This window comes from Actinoalloteichus sp. GBA129-24, from assembly GCF_001941645.1.
In the GTDB taxonomy this organism is placed as follows: domain Bacteria; phylum Actinomycetota; class Actinomycetes; order Mycobacteriales; family Pseudonocardiaceae; genus Actinoalloteichus_A; species Actinoalloteichus_A fjordicus.
The window spans coordinates 830527-845776 of sequence record NZ_CP016077.1 but is presented as its reverse complement, the minus strand read 5'-3'; the positions used below and the strand labels follow the sequence as shown (position 1 = coordinate 845776).

Here is a 15250-nt window from a genome sequence, read left to right as displayed (position 1 = left end):
GACGCACGAAGACGCCCGCCCAGGGTGTCCTGGCGGGCGTCTCGGTGTGGGTGTTCGGTGGTCTTACTGGAGGGTGATGCCGCGCTCGGCGAGCCAGGGCTGGGGGTCGATCTTCTGACCGCCGACCTGGACCTCGAAGTGCAGGTGCGGGCCGGTGGACTGGCCCCGGTTGCCGACCGTGGCGATCTGCTCGCCCGCGGCCACCTGCTGGCCCACCGCAGCGGTGAACGACTCCACATGGCCGTAGACGGTGATCGTGCCGTCCGGCGCCTGCACCCGCACCCACTGGCCGAAGCCCGTGGCCGGGCCCGCGTTGATCACGGTGCCCTCGGTGGCCGCCACCACCGGCGTACCAATCGAGTTGGCGATGTCGACACCGTAATGCGTGGTGCCCCACCGACCACCGAAACCAGAGGTGAACGTGCCCTCCGCAGGCTTCACGAAATCAGGACGCGCCGCCGCCTCCGCAGCCGCAGCCTCCTCCGCCGCCACCCGATCAGCCTCCGCCTTGGTCTCATTCACCAGCGACGTCAGCCCACGAGCGGGATTGTCATAAAAGGCAGGCAGCACCGACTCCGTGCTCTGGACCTCCACGAAGTTGTCGGGACCGCCGTCCTCGGCGGCACCGGCCAGCATCGGCTGGCCACCCAACAGGAACGCACCCGCCAGAGTCGAGGCGACCACCGCGCGGCCCGCGCCGCGACGGAAGAAACGGCCGGAACGCGAGGTACGGGAAGTGCCGGGAGTCGTGCCGTCCAGGGTCGCCGGGGTGGTGAACTGCCCGTTCAGAGTGGTACGGGGCATCGTCAACCTTTCAAAGCGTCTCGGGGAAACGGCACAGCCACTGCGATCGGCGGGGGAAAACCGACCGGCCCACACATCCCGGGGGAACTCACTCCCACACCCGGAGGGCCTCTACCTGATGCTTATCTCGTGACCGGACCGTGACGTACAAGCCAGACCGTAAGCGCCGGTCACCCACCGCTTCCAACATCTGTGACCCAGCACCCCGCCACGCCATAACGACCCACCCGAAACTCCACAGACCGTCACAACACCAGCTCACCCACGTGGCCACAACGACGAGACCTCCGAGCGATCGCCGACCGCTTAGCCACGCGACAAGCCCCGCAGGACCCCCACGGCGCCGCCGCAGCCCCTCCACGCGCGGCTTGCGCAGCGCAGCGGTGACGCACCGTCGCGAGGCGCCGCCGAGGAGAGGCCGCCACCCCGGGGGGCACGCAAGGACCGGCCCCTGGCCGTCTCCGCGCGAGCGCAGGCCGCCGGACGGCGAGCAGCGAGCGGCGAGCGGCGACCCAGCCGACCCGGCCAGCACGACCGAGGCGGGAACGCAGAGCGCCCCGCGCATCTCAGGAGATGCGCCGCGCGGCCCCGCGCGTCCACCAGGCAGCCGCCGGTTCGATAACTCGGACATCGAATGCGCATCGCAGCGCAACCTGCACGTCACAGAGCAGCGAAGACCGCAGCGATTCTCCCGATTCGACCGTCCTCGTCCGAGAACTCGAACACGCCTCGGTAGGCTGGAGTGGTCGGCGAGGTGGAAGGCAGGACAGAGGCATATGGCGCGACACGTTCCCGCAGTGATGCGCGCGGCGGACATCCTGGAGCTGTTCCTCGGCGAGCGGTCCACGCTGTCCGCGCCGGAGGTCGCGAGCAGGCTGGGGCTGCCGCGCAGCACCGTCCACGAACTCGTCACCACGCTGGTCGCACGCGGCTATCTCGATCGCCAGCCCGGCGCCGAGACGCAGTACAAGCTCGGCTTCCGGCTGCTGGAACTGGGCGCCCGCTATCAGCAGGACCTGGACCTGGCCACGGAGGGCGACGCGGTCGCCCGCCGGATCGCCCGCGAGTGCGACGAGACGGTGCACGTCGCGGTGCTGGACGGCCTGGAGGTCGTCTACATCTGCAAGATCGACTCCACGCACTCGGTGCGGATGATCTCCGGAGTGGGCAGGCGACTGCCCGCGCACTGCACCGCCGTCGGCAAGGTGCTGCTGGCCGGGCTGCCCCCCGAAGAGGCCGACGCACTACTCCGGGCACATGAACTGCACCCGCTCACCCCGCGCAGCATCACCTCGGCGGCGGCGCTGCGCGCCCAGCTCTCCGAGGTGCGCCGCACCGGGGTGGGCTACGAGATGTGCGAGTCGAACCCGGACGTCGGCTGTGTCGCCGCACCGGTCACCGACCACGCGGGCGTCTGGGTGGCGGCGCTGAGCATCTCGGTGCCCACCGTGCGTCACCGCGAGGAGTCCTGGCCGGAGTGGGAGCGTCTGGTCCGCGACGGCGCCACCGAACTCTCCCGCAGGCTGGGCAGCACGGTCCGCTGAGCCGAGCACGTCAGCGGAGGCCCGCGTCTCGCCGAACCGCGCCTAACCACCGAGGGCTCGGCCTGCCTGCACTGGAGAAGACCAGCACAGGCAGGCCCGGAATCTCAGCTCAGCCCAGTGCCTCAGTCAGGTCGGCGATCAGGTCGTCGGCGTCCTCGATGCCGACGGACAGCCGGACCAGATCCGCAGGCACCTCGAGCTGGGAGCCCGCCGTGCTGGCGTGCGTCATCTTGCCGGGGTGCTCGATCAGCGACTCCACACCGCCCAGCGACTCGGCGAGGGTGAACAGCCGGGTCTTCGAGCAGACCGCCAGCGCCGCCTCGACGCCGCCTGCCAGCCGGAAGGACACCATGCCGCCAGGACGCCGCATCTGCTTCACCGCAACCTCGTGGCCGGGGTGCTCGGCCAGCCCCGGGTAGCCGACCCAGGTCACCGCCGGATGGCTGAGGAGCAGGCTGACGATCCGCTCCGCGTTGTCGCAGTGCCGGTCCATCCGCACGGCCAGGGTCTTGAGCCCGCGCAGCGTCAGCCAGGCGTCGAAGGGACCGGGCACCGCGCCCGCGCCGTTCTGCAGGAACCCGAACTCGGCGTCCAGCTCCTCGTCCGAGGTGACGACGGCGCCGCCGATCACGTCGGAGTGGCCGCCCATGTACTTGGTGGTGGAGTGCACGACGATGTCGGCACCGAGGTCGAGCGGGGCCTGGAGGTACGGCGTGGCGAAGGTGTTGTCGACCACGAAGCGCGTGCCGTGCTCCCGCGCGAGCTGGGCGAGCCCGGCGATGTCGGCGATGTTGAGCAGCGGATTGGTGGGCGTCTCGACCCAGATGGCCTTGGTCTCCGGGCGGATCGCGGCCCGCATCGCGTCCAGGTCGGAGACCGCGACCGGGGTGTGGGTGATGCCCCACTTGCTGAAGACCTTGTCGATCAGCCGGAAGGTGCCGCCGTAGGCGTCATCCGGGATGATCAGGTGGTCGCCCGGCTTGCACAGCGTCCGCAGCACCGTGTCGGTGGCGGCCATGCCCGAGGCGAAGGCCCGCGCATGCCTGCCGCCCTCCAGGGCCGCGAGACACTCCTCCAACGCCGTGCGGGTCGGGTTTCCTGTTCGCGAGTACTCATAGCCGCCACGCAGGCCTCCGACGCCGTCCTGGGCGTAGGTGGAGGTCGCATGGATCGGCACGATGACCGAACCGGTGGTCGGGTCAGGCTCCTGACCCGCGTGGATGGCGTTGGTGGCGAACCCGTGGCGCGCAACGCTGGGCTGACTCATCTGTCAAGGGTAGCGCCGTCAGGTCCGCCGAACGGAGCAGCCCGACGACGGAGGGTGGCGCGCGGGCGTGGTGGCGGGCCGGATCGGCTTTCCGGCGCGGAGGCCGCACCGCTTCGCCTGCCGGGGAGACGGGCCCGCCGTCCTCGATGTCCGGCGGAGTTCGCCCGACCCGTGCTCCGTGAGGTCTGCGGTGCGCAGGAGAAGACGGGTGGGCCTGTGCAGGTCCCGACAGACGCGCGACGGCCCCCGACCGAGAGGCCGGAGGCCGTCGTGAGACGCGTTCGTCACTGCGGTTGCCCGCAGGCTCAGTAGCCCGGTCCGGGGCCCTGCTGCGGGAAGCCGCCGCTCTGCTGCTGCTGCTGCTGCGGCTGTGCGCTGAGCTGCTGCTTGACCTTGAACTCCTGGACGGTCTGCGGCAGCCACCACAGCGCGATCGCAGCGCCGACAAGCAGAATCTGGAACAGACCGCCTCCGCTGAACATGATCGTCAGCGAGAAGATGTTGAGCGCCACGCTGAGACCACCGGCGATGGTGACGAGGAGACGCCCCCATTCCTTGCCCTGGCCCGCGAACCAGCCGCCGACGCCGATGCCGGCGAACAGCACCAGCACGATGATCACCGGCCAGATGGGGACGCTGAAATCGCCCCCCGTGAGTTGAGAGATCTCGTTGCTCGCGCCCATGAGGCCGATCAGGCCGATCAGCGACAGCAGCAGGCCGAGCGCGCCGACGCCGACGCTGCCCCACATCGCGATCGGCAGGAACTTCGTCCCGGTGCCGCCCGGATACGACTGCGGGTAGCCGCCCTGCTGGCCGTAGGGATTGGCACCCCACTGCTGCTGACCAGGCTGGCCGTAACCCTGCGGCGGCTGGCCGTACTGCTGCGGCTGCCCGTAGCCCTGCTGCTGGAGCTGGCCCGGCTGCGGCTGGCCGAACTGGCCCGGCTGCCCGTAGGCCTGCTGCTGACCAGGCTGGCCATAGCCCTGCGGCGGCTGGCCGTAACCCTGCGGCTGGCCGTAGCCCTGCGGCGGCTGGCCGAACTGCCCCGGCTGACCCGGCTGACCGAACTGACCGGGCTGGCCGTACTGGCCAGGTTGGCCGGGGGGCTGGCCGTAACCCTGCGGCGGCTGGCCGAACTGGCCGGGCTGCGCACCGCCCCCGGCCACGACCTGGGTGGCATCCGGGTTGGCGCCTGCGGCACCGGCGCCCTGCTGGCCGGGGCGGACCACCTGCGTGGCGTCCGGGTTGGACGCCCCAGCGGCCTCCTGGCCAGGCCGGACCACCTGGGTGGCGTCCGGGTTGCCGCCTGCGGGAGTACCGCCTGCGGGAGTGGCCGGAGCCGCCTGCTGCTGGCCGGGGCGCACGACGGTGGTGCGCTCCGGTTCGTCGCCCGAGTCCAGGTTCGTCGAGACGACCTGATTGCCCGCCGGTGTCTCTGCCGGGCTGGACGGCTGGCCCTGGCTGGGCTCGCCCCCCTGCCCGGGCTGCTGCGGCTGCGCGCCTTGGGGCGGCTGCGGAGCGCTCATCGGGTGTTCAACCCCCTAAGGGTGTTTACGAAGTCGGGTTCACGAGCCCTCGACAGCGCCGTCAGTGTGACGTCAGCCGCCGACGAGCGTCCTTACGGTAACCGATGAAGGTATGCCCACAGTCACGGATTGCGCCGAAGCAGGCGGAAACGGTCACGGGCGACCTGCGATGAAGCCGAGAACGTCCTGTCGCGTCACCACTCCGGCGGGCTTGCCGTCGACCAGCACGAGCGCACCGTCCGCATCGGACAGTGCGGACATCGCCGTGCCGACGGGCTCCCCCGCGCCGATGGTGGGCAGCGGCTTGGACATGTGCTGCTCGACACGGTCGGCGAGCTGGGCGTGCCCGGTGAACAGGGCCTCCAGCAGCTCCCGTTCGTTGACCGCGCCGGAGACCTCGGCCGCCATCACCGGTGGTTCGGCGTTGACCACCGGCATCTGCGAGACGCCGAACTCACGCAGCACGGCGACCGCCTCGGCCACCGTCTCGTTGGGGTGGGCGTGCACGAGGTCCGGCATCGTGCCGTCCTTGCGACGCAGCACGTCGCCGACCGTCGCCCCGGCGTGGTCGGGCGAGAGGAAGCCGTAGGAGGCCATCCACGAGTCGTCGAAGACCTTCGACAGGTAGCCGCGACCACCGTCGGGCAGCAGCACGACGATCACCGCATCCGGGCCCTCCCGGCGCGCGACCTGCAATGCGGCGGCGGCGGCCATGCCGCAGGAGCCGCCCACCAGCAGGGCCTCCTCACGGGCCAGCCTGCGGGTGACGTCGAACGAGTCGCCGTCGGAGATCGCGATGATCTCGTCGCAGACCTCCCGGTCGTAGGTGGTGGGCCAGAAGTCCTCGCCGACACCCTCGACGAGGTACGGCCTGCCGGTGCCGCCCGAGTAGACGGAGCCGACCGGGTCGGCGCCGATGATCTTGACGCGACCGCCGGAGACCTCCTTGAGGTAGCGGCCGGTGCCCGAGATGGTGCCGCCGGTGCCGATGCCCGCCACGAAGTGCGTGATCTTGCCGTCGGTCTGCTTCCACAGCTCCGGGCCGGTGGTCGCGTAGTGCGAGGCCGGGTTCTCCTCGTTGGCGTACTGGTTGGGCTTCCAGGCGCCGGGGATCTCGGTGACCAGTCGGTCGGAGACGTTGTAGTACGAGTCGGGGTGCTCCGGCGGGACGGCGGTGGGGCAGACCACGACCTCGGCGCCGTAGGCCTTGAGCACGTTGCGCTTGTCCTCGCTGACCTTGTCCGGGCAGACGAACACGCACCGGTAGCCGCGCTGCTGGGCGAACATCGCCAGCCCCACGCCGGTGTTGCCCGAGGTCGGCTCGACGATGGTGCCGCCGGGAGCCAGTTCACCGGACCGTTCGGCCGCCTCGACCATCCGCAGGGCGATGCGGTCCTTCACGCTCCCGCCCGGATTGAAGTACTCGACCTTGGCGAGGACCAGCGGCGCCATGCCGTCGGACAGAGCCCCCAATCGGACCAGCGGCGTGTTCCCCACCAGGTCCGTCACGTGCTCGGCGTACTCCATCGCAGGCAGCCTCCCCGTCGTCGTCGAGATCGGGCCGAGCCTAGAGCAACCGGAGTAACGCCCACGACGCCCGCCGCGCCGACCGGCTTGTTCATCGATACGACAGATCAGGTGCACGAGAAACGAGGATGATGCAACGAGAGGCGGAACAGGGGGCTGGTTGATGTTGATACCGAGAGTGGTGCGAAGCGCCGCGCTCGCGGCCGGGGCGTTGGGCGGACTGACCGGCGCCGCGTACGGACTGTTGTCGGGACAGTCCCGACTGGCACGACGGGTGATCGGGATTCCGACCACCGATCCGTTCCGAGCGGACGGGATCTACCTGCCCGACGGCTCGGGACCGTATGACGAGGGCGGCAGGCAGCGGGGCGCGGGCGAGGGCCCGGCGGGCGAGAGCGGCTCGCCCGGTCCGCGACACGCGACTGCGGACCCGCAGGACGGTCCGGCCGGCGAGACGGCGGCGGACGGGCTGTCGGCGGCGGCCACGGCGGGCAGGCAGAAGCACGCCGCGCGCGTCGGGGCGGAGCCCGCTGCCGCCCGAACAGGCTCGTCCGGCGCGGACGTCCTCACCTTCGCGGTGCTCGGCGACTCCTCGGCGGCGGGCCTCGGCGTGTCCGTCGCCGCCGAACTGCCCGGCGTGCTGATGGCGACCGGACTGGCCGAGGAGTCGGAGCGTCCGGTGCTGCTGCGCACGCACGCCGTCAGCGGCTCGACGAGTCTGAATCTCGCCAAGCAGGTGGACGACGCCCTGATCGATCCGCCCGACGTCGCGCTGATCATCATCGGCGCGAACGACGTCACGACCAGGCTGCCGTTGCGGACGTCGATCGCGCTGCTCGGCGTCGGCGTCGAGCGGTTGCATGAGGCGGGCGTCGGCGTCGTGGTCGGCACCTGTCCCGATCTGGGGGCCATCCGGCCGATCGCGCAGCCGCTGCGTTCCATCGTCCGCAGTTGGAGCCTGGCGTTGTCCAAGGGCCAGCGCGTCGAGGTCGAACGGACGGGCGGGATCGCCGTGCCCCTGGCGGATCTGCTGTCGCCGGAGTTCCTGACCCGCCCGGCCGAACTGTTCAGCGCGGACAACTTCCACCCGTCGGCCGCCGGGTACGAGACTGCGGCCGCGATCCTGCTCCCCGCGCTGTGCAGTGCCGCAGGCGTGTGGGACGGCGGCCCGCTGCCGCGCTCGCCGATCCGGTCGGCCGCGGCCGAGGCCCGCCGACCCACGAGCCGGATCGTGCATCGGCTGAACCGTCGTCTCGGGCGTTCCAGCTGAGGGAGCAGGGCGGGCGGACGGCGCAACCGGGCCGCGCATTCAGGTGTGCAGGCGGTGATCCGGCTTCGGCGTTCGGCTGATCGGGCGAGATTGGTGACGCCGGTCACGGCATGAGATCGCCGGAGGTCCTACTCTTCGGTAACAAGGACCGTCTTTCGGGGACAAAGGAGTTCCGTCATGCCCGAGGCCGTGATCGTCGCCGCCGCCCGCTCCCCGATCGGCCGCGCCCGCAAGGGCTCGCTGATCGACCTGCGGCCGGACGATCTCACCACTCAGATCATCCGCGCCGCCCTGGCCCAGGTTCCCGAGCTCGACCCGGCCGAGATCGACGATTTGATGCTCGGCTGCGGCCTGCCCGGTGGCGAGCAGGGCTTCAACATGGCCCGCGTGGTCGCGGTGCTGCTCGGTCAGGACACCCTGCCCGGCACCACCGTGACCCGATACTGCGCATCCAGCCTCCAGACCACCCGGATGGCCCTGCACGCCATCCGCGCGGGCGAGGGCGACGCCTTCATCAGCGCGGGGGTCGAGACGGTCTCCCGCTACCCCAAGGGGAACTCCGACAGCTGGCCCGACACGATCAATCCGCTGTTCACCGACGCGATAGCCAGGGGCGAGACCGCTGCGGAGCAGGGCGCCGAGCAGTGGAACGACCCGAGGGAGACCGATCAGCTGCCCGACGTCTACATGGCGATGGGTCAGACCGCCGAGAACCTGGCCCTGGTCAAGGGCATCAGCAGGCAGGAGATGGACGAGTTCGGCGTCCGCTCGCAGAACCTGGCCGAACAGGCCGGAACCAACGGCTTCTGGAAGACCGACATCACCCCGGTCACCGTGCCCGGCGGCGCGGTGGTGGCCGCCGACGACGGCCCCAGGGCAGGTGTCACCTACGAGAAGGTCTCGGAGCTGAAGCCGGTGTTCCGGCCGAACGGCCGCGTCACCGCAGGGAACTGCTGCCCGCTCAACGACGGCGCCTCGGCGCTGGTCATCACCAGTGACGAGAAGGCCAGGCAGCTCGGCATCACCCCGCTGGCCCGCATCGTGTCCACCGGAGTCTCGGCGCTCTCGCCGGAGATCATGGGACTCGGCCCGGTGGAGGCGTCCCGGCAGGCGCTGGCGCGGGCGGGGATGACTATCGACGACGTCGACCTCGTGGAGATCAACGAGGCCTTCGCGGCACAGGTCATCCCCTCCTATCGGGAGCTGGGCATCCCGCTGGAGAAGCTGAACGTCAACGGCGGCGCCATCGCGATCGGTCACCCCTTCGGCAGCACCGGGGCGCGGATCACCACCACGCTGCTGAACTCGCTGCGCTTCCACGACAAGCAGATCGGGTTGGAGACGATGTGCGTCGGCGGCGGCCAGGGCATGGCGATGGTGATCGAACGCCTGTCCTGAACTCGCCAGAGCGCGGGCAGGAAGCAGGCGCGGGTTCGCCGCGAGCAGCATCGCCGACGACCGACCGGCGCTGACGGCCCCGGCATCGAACAGCCCGGAACGGCAGAAGGGCCGCCCCCACACCGGGGGCGGCCCTTCGCAGGCTCACGGCAGTCGTCGAGCGACTTACTCGTTGAAGTACGAGAGCAGACGCAGGATCTCGATGTACAGCCAGATCAGCGTCATGGTCAGACCGAAGGCGACCTGCCAGGCGTACACCGAGGGGGTGCCCTGCTGGATCATGTCGTCGGCCATCTTGAAGTCGAGCAGGAACACGAAGGCCGCGATGCCGATGCAGACCAGGCTGAAGATGATGGCCAGCGTTCCGCCGTCGCGCAGGCCCATGCCGCCGGGGACGAAGAAGCCCGCGACGAGGTTGGCCAGCATGAGCACGCCGACGCCGATCAACGCGCCGAGCACCCAGCGGGTGAGCTTCGGCGTGACGCGAATCGCACCGGTCTTGTAGATCACCAGCATGCCGAAGAACACGCCCAGCGTGCCGACCACTGCCTGGCCGACGATCGCGCCGCCGGAATCGCTGAAGCTGGCGACCATGCCGCTGATCGCGCCGAGCAGCATGCCCTCGGCCACCGCGTACAGCAGGATCAGCACGGGGCTCGGCTTGCGCTTGAAGGCGTTGACCAGACCCAGCACCAGACCCGCGATCAGACCGGGGATGGCCAGCCAGTAGGCCTGGGTCAGCGCGGTCAGCACGGCGGTGACCACCAGGACGCCCAGCGTCATACCGGTCTTGGTGACCACGTCGTCGATGGTCATCGGCCGGTCGGCGGCGGCGGGCGGGCCCTGCTGCCCCCCGTAGCCCTGTGTCTGGGCACCCGGGTAGTTGTCGAAGTTCGCGTAGCCGCCGCCCTTGGGCAGGTTGCGGAACGCGGGATTGCTGGTTGTGCGCACCTGGTCCTCCTGGAACGTGCTCACGCTTTACCGGGTTCAACGGCCGAACCTGCCGCCCGGTTCCCACTCTTGAGTAAAAGCCACTTTACTCATCGGTTCGGTCGGGTCGAGTCCCCGGTATCCGCAGGTCCGACGAGCACATCACGTCACCGACCCGTGACCTCGTCGTTGCAGGGCAGACGCCGAACAGCGCAGGGTGCCCGCCGGGGCAGGGCCGGTCGTGGCGTTACTCGTCCATCACGGTGACATCCGACGACAGCCGATGACCGCGCGCCAGTCCCGATCTTGGGAAACTTCCTCCTAAAGGAGGCTTGTGACACGGCGAGTAACCAGACGAGCATCACAGCGTCCCTGCATCGTGACGTCGCGTGTCGGCGCGCTCGACGAGCCGTCGACCGATCCCCGCCTTCGAGCAACCGTCTGCGGGCCCCGACCACTCGGCGTCACTCGACGACCCGAACCCGCCGCCCGCCTGCACCCGGTGAGACGGGCGAGAACCGATCAGCGACGACATGACCAGCAGCGCACCCAAGGAGAATTCATGCGGAGGAGACTGGTCGCCGGTCTTGCCGGCATCTCGATGCTGACCGCCATAGGACTGGCCGCCGTGCCAGGCACGGCGGTCGCTCAGGTCGAGGAGGGACTCGGGTATCGCACCGCGCCCCAGCCCTACGACGGCAAGCCGCAGGACTACGACTGGGTCGGGTCCTATCTGTGGAACGGCGAGCACGTCTGGTGCGTGCAGTACGCCTTCCGCGCGCCCGACTCCAGCGAGGAGTATGTGGACGGCGACGATCTGCTGACCAAGTGGGGCGACCCGCTGGCGCCGGAGATCGCGTCGAACATCTCGTACCTGCTGCTGCGCTACAGCGGCACGGAGTCGGACGACGAGTCGGCGGCGCTGGCTCACCTGATGCACACCTGGACCGCGTCACCGCGCACCGACGCCGACCTCGACCCGAGCAACGGCTACACCACCATCGGGTACGACGTCGACTTCCACTACAACGAACTGCCCGAGTCCACCCGGGCCGTGATCGACCACATGCAGACCGACGCCGAGATCAACCGGGGCCCCTGGACGGTCGACCTGACCGCGCCGGAGGGCGACCAGATCATCGGGACGGCCGACTCCTGGCAGATCGAGGTCCTCAACACCGCGAGCGAGGGCGTCGGCGGCATCCCGGTGGAGATCCAGCTCACCGACGCCGAGCTGGCGGAGCCGGAGATCGTCGAGCCGCCGCGCACGGTCCTGCTCCAGGAGGAGGACCTCGAGGGCGACGAGGACGGCACCACGACCCAGTACCTGAACACGCCGGAGGACGGCTCGCCGCTGGTCTTCGACGTGATCCCCACCGGGCCGAACCCCTCCGTGGTCGCCAACGTGCAGACCCCGGCGGCGCAGCCGCAGGTGCGGGTGCCGCCGGACGCGTCGAACAACGTGCAGCGCGTCGTCACCACCGGCGGCGAGGACACCGTGACCGTCGAGGCCGCGCTGGAGGCCAGGACTGCCCCCGGCATCGTCGAGGTGTCCAAGGTGGACGCCGCCACCGGGCTGGCCGTCGCGGACGTCTCGCTGCGGATCACCGGCGCCGACGAGACGACCCCGGCGATCCGTCAGGACGGCGAACCGCTGGTGGGTGAGGACGGCGAGGCACTGGTGGTCGTCACCGACGCCGACGGGATCGCCGTCATCGAGGATCTCCAGACACCGCAGGAGATCTGTCTGGTCGAGACGGCGGCGCCACCCGGATACGAAGAGCAGTTCGATCCGGACAACCCGCCGACCGTCTGCGGCACGGTGGAGCCGGGGCAGACGCTCAGTCTGTCCATCGCCAACCAGCCCAACCCGACGCCGACCGTGCCCAGCACGATCCCGGCAGGCGACGTCGGTCAGGGCGTGTCGGCGGCGGCGGCCACGACCACCCAGGCCAACCCGGCGGCACTGATCGGCCTGGGCGTGCTCGCGGTGATCGGCGCTACGCTGACAGGACTCGTCTGGCATCGCAGGATCGCCGGACGGGACAGCCGACGACAGTAGGCGGTCCGCGTGTCCTTGAGCTCTGACTCCACCACCCCGGCCGCGTGGCGACGCGCGGCCGGGGTGGCGGCCGTCGGCGGTGCGGTCGGCATCGCTGGCCTGCTGCTCTTCGGCCCATCGGCGATGGAGGTGCCCGGCACCGCCCATCCCGTCCAGCAGCCCTTGTCGAGCGTGCTGGGCCATAACCTCTCGATGCCCGGCGCCGCCGAGGTGCGGTTCGGTGTGCCGCCGGAACAGGCGGGCGGCGAGCCGCAGGAAGACCAGCCGGTGGAGGCGCCTGCCGCCGCCGACCGCGAGGACGCGACACAGGCACCGCCTCCCCCGTCACCTCCCCCGCCACCGCAGGCGGCGCCGGACCCGCCCGCTCCGGACGCGCCTGCCCGCGTGGCCCAACGACCCGGCACGATCCTGCTGCCGCACGGCGGCACGGCCGACCTCGTCCGTCAGGAGGTCGGCGCGGATCGCGTGCTGCCCGTTCCCGACGGCATCGACGAGGCGACCTGGTGGGGCACCGGACTCGGTGCCCGATCCGGTGCCGCCGTCTTCGCAGGCCATGTGAACTGGCAGGGCAGGCGCGGCCCGTTCGCCGAGCTGTGGGACGCGAGGGTCGGCCGCGAGGTCTCGGTGATGGATCAGGACGGCCGGGCCTGGCGCTTCGCCATCTCCGAGGTGCACACCGTCCACAAGGACGACCTGCCCGCCAGGGCCGCCGCGCTGTTCGGCCAGGACGGACCGCATCGGATCGTGCTGGTGACCTGCGGCGGACGCTGGCAGGGCGGCGCGCTGGGCTACGAGGACAATCGGATCGTCGTGGCGACGCCGATCGCCTGATCGCCTGCGAACCGGCTCGACGGATCGAGCGGCTGCGGGGCTGCGGGACACCCGCCCGTCGCCTCGGCATCCCGGCCACGACCCCGCGCAGGCACGTTCCCTGTGCCGCGCCGGATCGGGCTGGCACCACACTTCGCCCACGACCTCGTTCTGCTCTGACCGGAATGGGAGCTGTCCGGTCAGGAACGGAAGGGGACGTCGTCATCCTGGCCGGGCTCGGCCGAGCGGCGATCGCCCTACGGCGCCGCGCCGCCCGGCCGGCCAGCGTCGAGGTCAGGCCTCCGGCGTGGGCGCGCGCCGGGACTCCTGCGGCAGGCCGGGCGTTGCGCTGCGCGGGGCGGGCAGGGTCGGCGGGCCCGAGGTCGTCGCAGGCCCCCGCCGCACGGCGGTGGTCAGGTCCTTCGACGCAGGCTCCGAAACGCTCGGCTCTGTGCTGGACCGTCGAGCTTCCCGACCTGCCTGATCGGGAACCGCCTGAGCCGGAACCGCCTGATCGGGAACCGCCTGGCCGAGGTTCGCCTGACCAGCGCCGGGGAGAACAGCCGCCGAGCCGACCGCAGACCCGTCCGGCCCGACGTCTGCGGCGGGCCTGCCCCAGCGCCGCGCGAGGACGGCGAGGACGACCAGTCCGATCAGCGCAGCGATCACGTAGTCGCCGCCGACGAGCTGCTGCCAGCCGGACCAGGTCAGGTGCTCGTCGCGCTGGTGGGGCAGCCACCAGTGCACGCCGAGGATCAGGTAGGCGATCACGAGTAGACAGACCCCGCGCCGAAGCAGCACCGGAGCGGACCAGGGCGACGGTCGGGGCACGGCGACCCGCATCGCCCGCGCCGCCGGAGCGGTCGACGACGGGGAGTCGGGCGGGGCCGAGCGCGCAGACGGAATCGACGGCTGCCGCGTCGTCACCTCCCGTGGCATCCCGGCGGGCCTGCACCACAGCACGAGCAGGACGGGCATCGCCCAGACCCAGTGATGGGACCAGGAGACCGGCGAGGCGAGCAGCCCGACCGCGGCGACCGCACACAGCGCCAGGACGTCCTGTCCGAGGCTGCGCAGCCTCGCCGCCAGCAGCCAGCCCGCCACCACCACGAGGGCCGTGGTGACGGCCCACAGCGCCTGCACGAGGGTCTCGTCACTCACCAGCCTGCTCAGCAGCCCTCGGAGCGACTGATTGCCCACATACGCCGGGTCGCCGATCCGCCCCGAGTCCGCCAGGACGGTGAACCAGTAGTCGGCGGACTCCGCGGGTGCGATCAGCCAGCCGACGCCGGTCGCGCCGAGAAAGCCTGCCGCCGTCCAGCCGACCGAGCGCCAGTCTCGCCTGGCGAGGAAGAACAACACGAAGACGGCCGGGGTCAGCTTGATCGCCGTCGCCAGCCCGACCAGCACGCCGCGCGGCAGCAGCCGGGTGCGGCCGAGGCAGTCCAGCGCCACCATGCCGAGCAGGATCGTGTTGATCTGCACGAAGTCCAGCGTGTCGGCGACGGGTTCGAGGAAGGTCGCCACGGCGGTGAACGCCGAGGCCGAGGCGAGCGGGCCGAGCAGACCTTCGTCGAACCGCCGGGCGACCAGGAACAAGGCGAGGAACAGACCACCGAGGCCGAGCGCGGTGAGCAGGTACACACCGGGAGTCAGCGACGCGGCGAAGACGCCGACGAAGAGGATCGCGGCGAAGGGCGGGTAGGTGAAGGGCAGCTGAATGCCTGCGACCGCGATCCGGGTGCCGTAGAGATCGCCGCCCTCCAGCAGCAGGCGGGCGCCGCCGAAGTACACGCCTGCGTCGACCAGTGCGGAGTCGCCGATCAGTCGAACGACGTTGAAGATCAGCACGACGGCCGACAGTGCGATCACCGAGATCGGCCAGAACCGCGCACGCGCGGCAGAGGAGGACGCCCGTGGCGACGCGACGCCGTCGGATGCGGCAGGTGTGGTCAGCGGCATGAATAACGCTGACTACCCCGTGCGACGGCCCGCAGGGCCGACTTCGCGTCATACACGCCGAGCGGCGGGGACGATCACACTCGTTAGGGTGAAACAGGCTGGTACAGGGATCAATGGCGAGAGCCTGGATGCCGAAGAATGAGTTGCGCC

Annotated in this window: 11 protein-coding genes; 5 read left to right on the top strand and 6 right to left on the bottom strand. The window is 70.7% G+C overall.

The window, feature by feature from the left end; all coding sequences use genetic code 11:
* Positions 1-63 precede the first annotated feature (63 nt).
* Positions 64-804 (bottom strand): M23 family metallopeptidase, encoded by a 741-nt coding sequence (locus UA75_RS31535; RefSeq protein WP_083682900.1) that lies wholly within the window; start codon positions 802-804, stop codon positions 64-66.
* Positions 805-1580: 776 nt separating this feature from the next.
* On the opposite strand from UA75_RS31535, the gene UA75_RS03965 reads away from it, so the two are divergent.
* A complete protein-coding gene (locus UA75_RS03965) occupies positions 1581-2348 on the top strand; it encodes an IclR family transcriptional regulator (RefSeq protein ID WP_075738981.1) in 768 nt (255 codons plus the stop codon).
* A gap of 109 nt (positions 2349-2457) precedes the next feature.
* Here the strand turns inward: UA75_RS03965 and UA75_RS03960 are convergent, their stop codons facing one another.
* The 3 genes from UA75_RS03960 to UA75_RS03950 all read right to left on the bottom strand — a co-directional run bounded on the left by UA75_RS03960 (position 2458) and on the right by UA75_RS03950 (position 6668).
* Positions 2458-3615 carry a cystathionine gamma-synthase gene (locus UA75_RS03960; protein WP_075738979.1) on the bottom strand — a complete coding sequence of 386 codons (1158 nt, stop codon included), beginning with the start codon at positions 3613-3615 and terminating at the stop codon, positions 2458-2460.
* Between the two features lie 305 nt (positions 3616-3920).
* Positions 3921-5141, bottom strand: coding sequence for a hypothetical protein (locus UA75_RS34320; protein WP_075738977.1), 1221 nt, complete (start codon positions 5139-5141; stop codon positions 3921-3923).
* Positions 5142-5294: 153 nt separating this feature from the next.
* On the bottom strand, positions 5295-6668 hold the full coding sequence (locus UA75_RS03950) for a cystathionine beta-synthase (RefSeq protein ID WP_075738975.1): 1374 nt from the start codon (positions 6666-6668) through the stop codon (positions 5295-5297).
* Positions 6669-6831: 163 nt separating this feature from the next.
* On the opposite strand from UA75_RS03950, the gene UA75_RS03945 reads away from it, so the two are divergent.
* Both UA75_RS03945 and UA75_RS03940 read left to right on the top strand, forming a co-directional pair.
* Positions 6832-7938 carry an SGNH/GDSL hydrolase family protein gene (locus UA75_RS03945; RefSeq protein WP_083690616.1) on the top strand — a complete coding sequence of 369 codons (1107 nt, stop codon included), beginning with the start codon at positions 6832-6834 and terminating at the stop codon, positions 7936-7938.
* 177 nt (positions 7939-8115) lie between these two features.
* On the top strand, positions 8116-9336 hold the full coding sequence (locus UA75_RS03940; RefSeq protein ID WP_075738973.1) for an acetyl-CoA C-acetyltransferase: 1221 nt from the start codon (positions 8116-8118) through the stop codon (positions 9334-9336).
* Positions 9337-9501: 165 nt separating this feature from the next.
* Here the strand turns inward: UA75_RS03940 and UA75_RS03935 are convergent, their stop codons facing one another.
* A complete protein-coding gene (locus UA75_RS03935) occupies positions 9502-10287 on the bottom strand; it encodes a Bax inhibitor-1/YccA family membrane protein (RefSeq protein ID WP_075743368.1) in 786 nt (261 codons plus the stop codon).
* Positions 10288-10828: 541 nt separating this feature from the next.
* On the opposite strand from UA75_RS03935, the gene UA75_RS03925 reads away from it, so the two are divergent.
* Together UA75_RS03925 and UA75_RS03920 are read left to right on the top strand one after the other, a co-directional pair.
* Positions 10829-12328: a collagen binding domain-containing protein gene (locus tag UA75_RS03925; RefSeq protein WP_075738969.1), complete on the top strand. Its 1500-nt coding sequence runs from the start codon at positions 10829-10831 to the stop codon at positions 12326-12328.
* 9 nt (positions 12329-12337) lie between these two features.
* The gene (locus UA75_RS03920) at positions 12338-13159 is read left to right on the top strand and encodes a class F sortase (RefSeq protein ID WP_232237620.1); all 822 of its coding nucleotides are present in this window, start codon (positions 12338-12340) and stop codon (positions 13157-13159) included.
* A 273-nt stretch (positions 13160-13432) separates the two neighbouring features.
* On the opposite strand, the gene UA75_RS03915 is transcribed toward UA75_RS03920, so the two are convergent.
* Positions 13433-15100, bottom strand: a complete 1668-nt coding sequence (locus tag UA75_RS03915) for a glycosyltransferase 87 family protein (protein WP_075738967.1) — start codon at positions 15098-15100, stop codon at positions 13433-13435.
* Between the last annotated feature and the right edge of the window lie 150 nt (positions 15101-15250).

Coding starts and splice junctions, on each gene's coding strand:
- UA75_RS34320 (WP_075738977.1), bottom strand. CDS start 5,141: ATGAGCGCTCCGCAGCCGCCCCAAGGCGCGCAGCCGCAGCAGCCCGGG.
- UA75_RS03915 (WP_075738967.1), bottom strand. CDS start 15,100: ATGCCGCTGACCACACCTGCCGCATCCGACGGCGTCGCGTCGCCACGG.
- UA75_RS31535 (WP_083682900.1), bottom strand. CDS start 804: ATGCCCCGTACCACTCTGAACGGGCAGTTCACCACCCCGGCGACCCTG.
- UA75_RS03950 (WP_075738975.1), bottom strand. CDS start 6,668: ATGGAGTACGCCGAGCACGTGACGGACCTGGTGGGGAACACGCCGCTG.
- UA75_RS03945 (WP_083690616.1), top strand. CDS start 6,832: ATGTTGATACCGAGAGTGGTGCGAAGCGCCGCGCTCGCGGCCGGGGCG.
- UA75_RS03965 (WP_075738981.1), top strand. CDS start 1,581: ATGGCGCGACACGTTCCCGCAGTGATGCGCGCGGCGGACATCCTGGAG.
- UA75_RS03960 (WP_075738979.1), bottom strand. CDS start 3,615: ATGAGTCAGCCCAGCGTTGCGCGCCACGGGTTCGCCACCAACGCCATC.
- UA75_RS03940 (WP_075738973.1), top strand. CDS start 8,116: ATGCCCGAGGCCGTGATCGTCGCCGCCGCCCGCTCCCCGATCGGCCGC.
- UA75_RS03925 (WP_075738969.1), top strand. CDS start 10,829: ATGCGGAGGAGACTGGTCGCCGGTCTTGCCGGCATCTCGATGCTGACC.